The sequence below is a fragment of the Streptomyces katrae genome, from assembly GCF_000966975.1.
GTDB classification, from domain to species: domain Bacteria; phylum Actinomycetota; class Actinomycetes; order Streptomycetales; family Streptomycetaceae; genus Streptomyces; species Streptomyces katrae.
The window spans coordinates 1-9,902 of the sequence record NZ_JZWV01000624.1 but is presented as its reverse complement, the minus strand read 5'-3'; the positions used below and the strand labels follow the sequence as shown (position 1 = coordinate 9,902).

General features: G+C 70.3%; 8 protein-coding genes. 4 read left to right on the top strand and 4 right to left on the bottom strand.

Going from position 1 to position 9,902, the window contains the following annotated elements:
- Together VR44_RS22315 and VR44_RS22310 are read left to right on the top strand one after the other, a co-directional pair.
- Positions 1-994 (top strand): LCP family protein (locus VR44_RS22315; protein ID WP_045949347.1); only part of this gene is annotated, 994 nt, incomplete at its 5' end.
- A gap of 189 nt (positions 995-1,183) precedes the next feature.
- Complete coding sequence (locus VR44_RS22310) at positions 1,184-2,335, top strand: acyltransferase family protein (RefSeq protein ID WP_094191836.1); 1,152 nt, start codon at positions 1,184-1,186, stop codon at positions 2,333-2,335.
- A gap of 69 nt (positions 2,336-2,404) precedes the next feature.
- Here VR44_RS22310 and VR44_RS22305 read toward each other — a convergent pair whose 3' ends face one another.
- From VR44_RS22305 to VR44_RS22295, 3 genes are all read right to left on the bottom strand, one after another.
- The gene (locus VR44_RS22305; RefSeq protein ID WP_045949346.1) at positions 2,405-3,217 is read right to left on the bottom strand and encodes a polyprenol monophosphomannose synthase; all 813 of its coding nucleotides are present in this window, start codon (positions 3,215-3,217) and stop codon (positions 2,405-2,407) included.
- Between the two features lie 23 nt (positions 3,218-3,240).
- Positions 3,241-4,323 carry a mannose-1-phosphate guanylyltransferase gene (manB, locus tag VR44_RS22300; RefSeq protein WP_045949345.1) on the bottom strand — a complete coding sequence of 361 codons (1,083 nt, stop codon included), beginning with the start codon at positions 4,321-4,323 and terminating at the stop codon, positions 3,241-3,243.
- 466 nt (positions 4,324-4,789) lie between these two features.
- Entirely contained in the window at positions 4,790-5,947 is a 1,158-nt protein-coding gene (locus VR44_RS22295; RefSeq protein WP_045949344.1) for an acyl-CoA dehydrogenase, read from the bottom strand.
- 250 nt (positions 5,948-6,197) lie between these two features.
- Between VR44_RS22295 and VR44_RS22290 the strand changes: the two genes are divergently transcribed.
- Entirely contained in the window at positions 6,198-7,541 is a 1,344-nt protein-coding gene (locus VR44_RS22290) for a UDP-glucose dehydrogenase family protein (protein ID WP_045949343.1), read from the top strand.
- A gap of 104 nt (positions 7,542-7,645) precedes the next feature.
- Complete coding sequence (locus tag VR44_RS22285; protein WP_094191835.1) at positions 7,646-8,974, top strand: glycosyltransferase family 87 protein; 1,329 nt, start codon at positions 7,646-7,648, stop codon at positions 8,972-8,974.
- On the opposite strand, the gene VR44_RS22280 is transcribed toward VR44_RS22285, so the two are convergent.
- The coding region (locus VR44_RS22280; protein WP_045949342.1) for a membrane dipeptidase at positions 8,971-9,902 on the bottom strand (932 nt) is incomplete at its 5' end. The two genes, VR44_RS22285 and VR44_RS22280, sit on opposite strands and share 4 nt — an antisense overlap.

The following is a 9,902-nucleotide window of genomic DNA, read 5'->3' as shown; positions in this document are numbered from 1 at the left end:
CCCCGCCGGTCCCGCGCCCGACTGGCGCAAGCGGATCAAGATCGGGTCGATCGCGATCGTCTCCGTACTCCTGGTCACCGGGATCGGCACCTACTTCTGGGCCGACTCCCAGGTCCGCCGCGAGGTCGACCTGTCCAAGGTGATCGAGCGGCCGAAGGAAGGCGACTGCACGACCTACCTGATCGTGGGCTCCGACAGCCGCGAGGGCATGTCCGACGAGGAGAAGAAGAAGCTCCACACGGGCTCCGCCGAGGGCAAGCGCACCGACTCGATGATGGTCCTGGCCAAATGCTCCAGCGGGAACACCATGGTCTCGCTGCCCCGCGACTCGGACGTGGAGATCCCCTCCTTCGTCGGCTCCCAGTCGGGCAAGAAGTACGCCGGCACCGGCAAGCGGACCAAGCTGAACGCCGCGTACGCCGACGACGGCCCGGAGCTGCTGGTGCGGACGGTGGAGTTCAACACCGGCCTGCGCATCGACCACTACGCGGAGATCGGCTTCGCCGGCTTCGCGAACATCGTGGACGCGCTGGGCGGCGTGGAGCTCGACATCGAACAGGGCTTCAAGGACGAGAAGTCAGGCGCCGACTTCAAGGCGGGCAAGCAGACCCTCAACGGCGAGCAGTCCCTGGCCTTCGTCCGCACCCGCTACGCCTTCGCGGAGTCGGACCTCCAGCGGACGAAGAACCAGCAGAAGTTCCTGTCCGCGCTCGCCAGCCAGGCCGCCACCCCCGGCACCATCCTCAACCCCTTCTCCCTCTACCCGGTGATGGGCGCCGGCCTGGACACGCTCATCGTCGACAAGGACATGTCCCTGTGGGACATGGGCGAGATGTTCTTCGCCATGAAGGGCATCAGCAGCGGCGAGGGCGTGTCGATGAACATGCCGATCTCCGGACAGCGGGGCGGCAACCTCGTCTGGGACAAGGCGAAGGTCCAGCAGTTGGTCAAGGAGATCCAGAACGACCAGAAGGTCACCGTCAGGGGGCAGTGAACCGGGCGACGGCCGCCCACCGAACGGGTGAGGGTGTGGCGCATCCCCAACCGGGCGTTGTGGACAGTGCGATGGTTTTCTCGTAAGACTGTTGCGGCCCGACCGCCGGGGGGATCACGCGGAGGGCCCGTGTTCCGGCGCGGCCGTCAACATTTCGGGCGGGGCGTCCGTCCTGCCCGTGGAGCGTTCATGTCCCTGCACCCGTCCCCGCGCGCCCTCGAAGAGCGACGGGAAGACGGCGACAGACCCCTCGTCCTGCCCGCACTGCCGGAACAGGCACAGCCGTCCGCGCCCGCGGCGCGGAACCGGCTGTACGTCCTGGACGGTCTGCGGATCCTGGCCGCCCTGCTGGTGCTCGTCCACCACTACACCCGTCAGGAGCTGTGGGGCCGCGACCCGTTCGGCTGGCTGACCGTCGTCGGCCGCTACAGCTGGATGGGCGTCGAGCTGTTCTTCATGATCAGCGGCTTCGTCATCTGCATGTCGGCCTGGGGGCGGCCGCTCGGCAGCTACCTGCGCAGCCGGGTGGTCCGCCTGGCCCCCGCGTACTGGTTCTGCGTCCTGCTGACGATGGGCGTGCTGCTGGCCTTCGGCAAGCCCTTCGGCGGCGCCGGACCGGCGCTCAGCCAGATCCTGACCAACCTGACGATGGTGCAGACCCCGCTGGGGGCCGCCCCGCTGGACGCCTCCTACTGGACGCTGTGGTCCGAGATCCGCTTCTACCTGATCTTCGCGGTGGTCGCCTGGAGCGGGCTGACGTACCGCAAGGTGCTGAACTTCTGCTGGATCTGGACCATCGCCTCGCTGCTCGCGCCGGGCTCCGGCCTGCCCGTCCTCGACGTCCTGGCCAACCCGGACTACTCGCCGCTGTTCATCTCCGGCATCTGCTTCTACCTGATCCGGCGCGAGGGGCCGCGGGCGGGAGAGCCGTGGGCGCTGCTGTTCTTCTCCTGGCTGCTGATGCAGCGCTGGCTCAACGACATCGTCCGCTGGAACACCGTCAAGGGCGACCGGCTGTCCTGGGAGATGTGCCTGCTCGTCATCACCCTCTGCTACGCCGTCATGGCCGCCGTGGCCCTGGGCCGACTGGACCGGATCAACTGGCGCTGGCTCTCCGCCGCGGGCGCCATGTCGTACCCGCTGTACCTGCTGCACCAGCAGGCCGGCCTGACGATGCTGAGGCAGTGGCACCGCGACGTCGAGCCGTGGACGCTGCTGCTGTCGGCGATGGCCGTGATGCTGCTGGTCTCCTGGCTGATCCAGCGCTTCGTGGAACGCCCGGCGGCCCGCGCGCTCAAGCGCTTCCTGGAACGCCGCCCGGCGGCGGCCACCAGGGCCTGAGACGACAGGGCCGGAGACGACGAGAAGGGGCGCCCCCGGCGGGGGCGCCCCTTCCTCACATCGTCACCACTACTTCTTCTTGCCCGCCGCGGCACGGAGCTTCCACGGCATCGCGATGGACTCCAGCTGCACGGCCAGGTTCATCTTCGACTCGCCGACGGTGCGGTCCTCGAAGTGGATCGGGACCTCCATCACCTGGAAGCCGCGGCGCAGGGCCTTGTACTTCATCTCCACCTGGAAGCTGTAGCCGGCGCTGCCGATCGACGCGAGGTCGATCGCCTTCAGCGCCGCCGCGCTCCACAGGTTGAAGCCGCCCGTGATGTCACGGACGCGGGTGCCCAGGATGGTGCTCGCGTACGCGTTCGCCCAGCGGGAGAGCAGCTTGCGGTGCGCGCCCCAGGCGTCGGACAGGGTGCCGCCCGGCACGTAGCGGGAGCCCACGACCAGGCCGGCGCCGGTGGAGCGGGCCACGCCCAGCATCTCGGCGATCTTGCCGGCCGGGTGGGAGCCGTCCGCGTCCATCTGGAGCACGTACTCGGCGCCGTCCTCGACGGCCTTGGCCATGCCGGCCGCGTAGGCGCGGCCGAGGCCGTCCTTCGCGGTGCGGTGCAGGACCGACATGCGCGGCTTGCCGTCCTCGGTGAGGTAGCCCTCCGCGAGCTCGTCGGCGATCTTGCCGGTGCCGTCGGGCGAGGAGTCGTCGACGACCAGCAGGCGCAGGCCCGGCTGGTCGAGGCCCATGAGCAGCTCGACCATGCCCGGGAGGTTGCCCGCCTCGTTGTAGGTCGGCATGACCACGGTGAGGGGGGTGTGCGCCCAGGTGTCGGGGAGCTTGGTGGTGGCAACGTCGGTCTTGCGGGGAGTCTGCTGCTCGCCTATCACAGGGTTATGCCTCACTGAGTTGGTCACCGGTCGGAGGAGAAGCGGACGGCTGCGTCGGGCAGTTCGGCCTCGCACCACACCCGAACCCCTGCACGAAGTTCGTTGTCAGCCCCCACGACGGCACCGTCACCGATGACGGCACCGGTCACGACGGTGCGCGAACCCACCGAGGCGCCGGCGCCGATGAGGCTGGCGTTCACCACCGTGTCCGCGCCGAGGATCGCGCCGTCCAGCACGATGGAGCCCTGGACGACAGCACCCGATTCGATCCGGGCGCCGGCACCCACAACGGTACCGCCCGTCAGCTTGGCGCCTTCCGCCACCTGGGCACCGGGCAGGACCAGGGCCTCGCCGCGGGGACCGGGGACGGCCGGGGAGGAGACGATGCCGCGCACGAGGTCGGCGGAGGCCTGGACGAAGGACTCGGGCTTGCCGAGGTCCAGCCAGTAGGTGTCCTCGGTCACGCCGTGCAGCTTGGCACCGGAGGCGAGGAGGCCGGGGAAGGTCTCACGCTCGACGGATACCGGTCGGCCGGCCGGAATGGAGTCGATCACGCTGCGGCGGAAGACGTAGCAGCCGGCGTTGATCTGGTCGGTGATGATCTCTTCGGGGGTCTCCGGCTTCTCGGTGAACGCGAGGACCCGGCCGTCGGCGTCGGTGGGGACCAGGCCGAAGGCGCGGGGGTCCTCGACGCGCACGAGGTGGAGGGAGACGTCGGCGTCGGCCGCCTGGTGGGACTCGACCAGGCCGGCGATGTCGAGGCCGGTCAGGATGTCGCCGTTGAAGACGAGGACGGGGGAGTCCGGGCCGCCGGTCAGGCGCTGGGCGGCGTTGCGGATGGCGCCGCCCGTACCCAGCGGCTCGTCCTCGACGACGTACTCCAGGCTGATGCCGAAGTCGGATCCGTCACCGAAGTAGGGCTCGAAGACCTCGGCGAGGTAGCAGGTGGCCATCACGATGTGCGTGACACCGGCGGCGGCGGCCCTGGCTATCTGGTGGGCGAGGAACGGGACGCCCGCTGCCGGAACCATCGGCTTGGGGGTGTTCACCGTCACGGGGCGCAGACGCGTCCCCTGCCCGCCGACCAGCAGGATCGCTTCCGTCATTTTGTTCTCTCCCCAACCGGTTCAGGCGTACGAAGCTTCAAAGTTAGCCCATCCCGCACGCTGCGAATCCCGTCGGATCCCCGCCCGGCCCGGCTCCGGCAACGTTCCGGTTACGACGGGTTCCGCCCGGTGCGGGCCCGAGGCCCCCGGCCCGTCCCCTATATAAGGGCGGCACGCACCGCCCCGGACGGAAGACCCCCTGCTCAGCCCGGAAACCCGCCCCACCACATCCGGCCGCACACCGCAACCCCCCGGGACCCCCCGATCGATGCGCCCCACACCGGCAGCACACCGCCCACCGGGGGCGCACACCGCCCACGACCCCACCCGCTGGATCGGAATCGTTACAAAAGAACCCTTCGCCTCCACCCCCCGGCCACCCGCGCTCCGCGGCCGGACGCAAGCGCGACAAGGCCCTCGGCGGACGCCGGGGCCTTGTCGTGGGGATGGAGCGGGCCGGTGCGCGTTACGGCAGGTTGCGGGCCATGACGATGCGCTGGACCTGGTTCGTGCCCTCGTAGATCTGAGTGATCTTCGCGTCGCGCATCATGCGCTCGACCGGGTAGTCGCGGGTGTAGCCGTAGCCGCCGAGGAGCTGGACGGCGTCCGTGGTGACCTCCATCGCGACGTCGGAGGCGAAGCACTTGGCCGCGGCGCCGAAGAAGGTCAGGTCGGAGTCGACGCGCTCGGACTTGGCGGCGGCCGCGTAGGTCAGCTGGCGGGCGGCCTCGATCTTCATGGCCATGTCCGCGAGCATGAACTGGACGCCCTGGAAGTCGCCGATCGGCTTGCCGAACTGCTTGCGCTCCTGGACGTAGCCCTTCGCGTAGTCCAGGGCGCCCTGGGCGATGCCGAGGGCCTGGGCGGCGATGGTGATGCGGGTGTGGTCGAGGGTCTTCATCGCGGTGGCGAAGCCGGTGCCCTCGGCGCCGATCATGCGGTCGGCGGGGATACGGACGTTGTCGAGGTAGACCTCGCGCGTCGGGGAGCCCTTGATGCCGAGCTTCTTCTCCGGGGCGCCGAAGGAGACGCCCTCGTCCGACTTCTCGACGACGAAGGCCGAGATGCCCTTGGAGCGCTTCTCGGGGTCGGTGACGGCCATGACCGTGTAGTAGTCGGAGACGCCCGCGTTGGTGATCCAGCGCTTGACGCCGTTGAGGACCCAGAAGTCGCCGTCGCGGACCGCGCGGGTCTTCATGCCGGCCGCGTCGGAGCCCGCGTCGGGCTCGGAGAGGCAGTAGGAGAACATCGCGTCGCCCTTGGCCAGCGGGCCGAGGTACTTGGCCTTGAGCTCCTCGGAGCCGGAGAGGATCACCGGGAGGGAGCCGAGCTTGTTGACGGCCGGGATCAGGGAGGAGGAGGCGCAGACGCGGGCCACCTCCTCGATCACGATGACCGTGGCGAGGGCGTCGGCGCCGGCGCCGCCGTAGGTCTCGGGCACGTGGACGGCGTGCAGGTCGTTGGCGACGAGGGCGTCGAGGGCCTCCTGCGGGAAGCGCGCCTCCTCGTCGACCGTGGCCGCGAACGGGAGGATCTTCGCCTCGCAGAGCGCGCGGACCGACTCGCGGAGCATGTCGTGCTCCTCGGCCGGGCGGTACAGGTCGAAGTCGGCAGAACCCGCCAAGATCTTTCACTCCCCAGTCTGCGGCGCCGGTGGCAGGCCGGCGGCTGTGCGTCGCTGGCGTGCGCTCGGCGCGGGATGCTAACTACCGTTAAGTAACCCAAATTCTAGTTCCCGGGCCCGGTGCAGCGATATGCGGCGCGTACGTGAGCTGCGTGACAGCCGGATCCTCCGGATGCTCCCGGGAACGTCCCCAGGGACCGGCCCGACTATGCTCGGGGGCCGCAAACGGCCCCGCACCTCTGGAGCATCCATGGCCCCCCTCAAGATCACCGTGATCGGCACCGGCTACTTGGGCGCCACGCACGCCGCGGCCATGGCGGAGCTCGGGTTCGAGGTGCTGGGGCTGGACGTGGTGCCGGAGAAGATCGAGATGCTGGCCGCGGGCCGGGTCCCGATGTACGAGCCGGGGCTGGAGGAGCTGCTCGCCCAGCACGTCGCCGGGCTGCCGGCGTCCACCGGGCGGCTGCGGTTCACTCGGTCGTGGGAGGAGGTCGGGGAGTTCGGCGACGTCCACTTCGTGTGCGTGAACACGCCGCAGAAGCACGGCGAGTACGCGTGTGACATGTCGTATGTGGACTCCGCCATGGAGTCGCTGGCACCGCATCTGACGCGGCCCGCCCTGGTGGTGGGGAAGTCCACCGTCCCGGTGGGGTCGGCCGAGCGGCTCGCCGCGAAGCTCGCCGCGCTGGCTCCGGCGGGCGCGGACGTGGAACTGGCGTGGAACCCGGAGTTCCTGCGCGAGGGCTTCGCCGTGCAGGACACCCTGCACCCCGACCGGATCGTCATCGGTGTGCGGGGCGAGCGCGGGGAGAAGCTGCTGCGGGAGGTGTACGCGACGCCGATGGCGGAGGGGACCCCGCTGGTGGTGACCGACTTCCCGACGGCCGAGCTGGTCAAGACGGCCGCCAACTCCTTCCTCGCCACCAAGATCTCCTTCATCAACGCCATGGCCGAGGTGTGCGAGGCCGCCGGCGGTGACGTCGTCAAGCTCGCCGAGGCCATCGGTTACGACGAGCGGATCGGCGCCAAGTTCCTGCGCGCCGGCATCGGTTTCGGCGGCGGCTGCCTGCCCAAGGACATCCGGGCGTTCATGGCCCGGGCCGGCGAACTGGGCGCCGACCAGGCGCTGACCTTCCTCAGGGAGGTCGACTCCATCAACATGCGGCGCCGCGGCCACATGGTCGAGCTGGCGCGCGAGGCGGTGGGCGGGTCCTTCCTGGGCAAGCGGGTGGCCGTGCTGGGCGCCACCTTCAAGCCCGACTCGGACGACGTGCGCGACTCGCCGGCGCTGAACGTGGCCGGGCAGATCCACCTGCAGGGCGGGCAGGTCACCGTCTACGACCCCAAGGGCATGGACAACGCCCGCCGCGTCTTCCCCACCCTCGGCTACGCCGACTCCGCGCTGGCCGCGGCCCGTGGTGCGGAGGTCGTGCTGCACCTCACCGAGTGGCGGGAGTTCCGTGAACTCGACCCCGCGGAGCTGGGTTCCGTGGTCACGGACCGGCTGATCCTGGACGGGCGGAACGCGCTGGACCCGCTGCGGTGGCGTGGGGCCGGGTGGACGTACCGGGCCATGGGACGCCCGCAGGCCTGAGGAATTTCCGGCGGCTCGGGGCTGACCAGGGCGTATACCGGTACCCACTTTTGAAGGTTCTCAGTCAAAGAAGTGGAATAAATGACTGGGTAGACTTCGGGCCGATGACCACGACCAGCAGCCCCACAGCCCACCCCACCGCAACCGCGTCGGCGGCGCCCGCCGCGCGCGGCCGGCGGGCCTCCTTCGAAGCGGCCATGCGAGGACGCGGCGCCCTTCTGGGCATCGCGGGCATCTGGCTGGCCACCAGGGCGGCGATGCTCTGGATGCTCGTCCACGACTTCTTCAGCTCGAACGTCGTCCGGGTGGAGGTCACCGCGACCTACCACAACTGGTACAACGTGCTGGTCCACTGGACCCTGCCGCACAACGACATCATGTGGCAGTACCCCCCGGCGGCCGCCGCGATCTTCCTCTCCCCGGACCTGCTGCCGTTCCTCACCTACTTCCAGGCCTTCGTCGCCCTCACGGTCCTGTGCGACGGCGTGGTCCTGCTCGGTCTGATCCGGGCGGCGCGGCGCAGCGACGGCAGCATGGCCGGTGCGCTGGTGTGGCTGGTGACGCTGCCGATGATGATGGCGACGCCGTTCGCCCGCTACGACATCCAGGTGACGCTGCTCGCGGTCTTCGCGCTGCTCGCCATGCGCCACCGCCCCAAGGCCGCCGGGGTCATCGCCGGTATCGGCGCCATGGTGAAGGTGTGGCCGCTGCTGACGCTGCTCGGCACCCCGCGCGGGAAGTCCACGCGGGACGCGGTCGTCGCGGCCGTGCTCTCCGCCGCGGGTCTGCTGGCGGTGTTCGCGCTGCTGTTCAAGGACACGCTGGGCTTCCTGGGGAACCAGGGCGACCGGGGTGTGCAGATCGAGTCGCTGGGCGGTTCGGCGCTGATGGCGGCGCGGCTGGTGGACCTGTGGCCCGGCAAGGTGAACTTCCAGTACGGGGCGTTCGAGTACGTGGGCCCGTACGTGTCGACCATCGCGCGGGCCTCGCTGGGCCTGACCGTGGTCGGTTTCCTGCTGCTCCTGCTGTGGCGGGTGAAGGCCAACCGCTGGTCGAGCGCGACGCCGTTCGACGCCGCGCTCTGCGCGATCATGGTCTTCACGGTCACCAGCCGGGTCATCAGCCCGCAGTACATGATCTGGCTGCTGGGTCTCGCGGCGGTCTGCCTGACCTCGAAGAACACCACCCAGCGTCCGATCGCCTGGCTGCTGGTCGCCGCGAACGCGCTGACCACGCTGATCTTCCCGATCTGCTACGGCTCGGACATCCTCACCAACAGCACGCTGGGCACGGTCCTGCTCTGCACGCGCAACGGCCTGCTGCTCTACGCGACGGTGTGGTCCGGCGTCCGGCTGTGGAAGGCGACCGTGCTGCCGAAGTCGCTTCCGCAGCAGGCGCGGGAGGCGGAGCTGCGCGCGCCGCAGGCGGTCTAGGGTGCGGCGCCCTTGTACTGCGCGGCGCGGGCGGTGAACTCCGCCTCGCGCAGCACCCGCTGGGCGTTGCCCCAGCTCAGCAGGGCGACTTCGGTTTCCGACCAGCCCCGTTCCAGTAGTTCCGCGATCAGCCGCGGGTAGCCCGAGGGGTCGGTGAGTCCGGCCGGCCTCGGGCTTCCGTGTTCGGAGCCGAAGGCGGCGCCGAGGCCGACGCCTTCCGGGCCCGCGAGGGCCCGTACGTGTTCGACGTGGTCGGCGACGGCGTGCAGGGAGTCGCCGGTGCGGTCGGTGTCGAAGGTGACCATCGCCAGGCCGCCGCCGGCGCGCAGGGCGAGGAGGACCTCGTCGGTGGCGTTGCCCGGGTGCGGGTTGAGGGAGGCCGCGCCGGTGTTCGAGATGATCACGGGCGCCTTGGAGGCGGCCACGAGCTGGCAGGCTGCGGCGGGCGGGCAGCCCGCCAGGTCGAGCAGGATCGCGAGCCGGTTCGCCTCCTTGACCACCTCGTGGCCGAAGGCCGTCAGGCCCTCGTCGGCCCAGGGTGCTCCGGCGGGCGCGAGCAGGCGCACGCCGAGGGCGTGGAAGGCGCGCAGGGCGCCCAGTGATCCGGTGAGCGTGCTGCCGGGGACGGGGCCGAGGAACGAGGCGATCCGGCCGCGGTTGCGGGCGTCGGCCATGTCGTCGGCGGTCAGCGCGAGGCACAGGCTCTCGGAGTAGCGGCGCATCAGGGCGCGGGCGGCGTCGATCTGTTCGAGGGTCTCGCACACGGCCTGGGCGCAGGAGTCGGCGCGGGGCGGGCCGGGGGGTACGAGGAGGGTCCAGAACTGGGCGCCCACTCCCCCGGCGCGCAGCCGGGGGATGTCGGTGTCGACCTCGGTGTCCGGGGTGTCGATGTCGTGGTACGGGCTCTGGCGCAGGGTCCAGACGAGGG

Bases quoted from the DNA above. Each gene is read 5' to 3' on its own strand.
- VR44_RS22285 (WP_094191835.1), top strand. From the start codon at position 7,646: ATGACCACGACCAGCAGCCCCACAGCCCACCCCACCGCAACCGCGTCG.
- manB (WP_045949345.1), bottom strand. From the start codon at position 4,323: ATGACGGAAGCGATCCTGCTGGTCGGCGGGCAGGGGACGCGTCTGCGC.
- VR44_RS22290 (WP_045949343.1), top strand. From the start codon at position 6,198: ATGGCCCCCCTCAAGATCACCGTGATCGGCACCGGCTACTTGGGCGCC.
- VR44_RS22310 (WP_094191836.1), top strand. From the start codon at position 1,184: ATGTCCCTGCACCCGTCCCCGCGCGCCCTCGAAGAGCGACGGGAAGAC.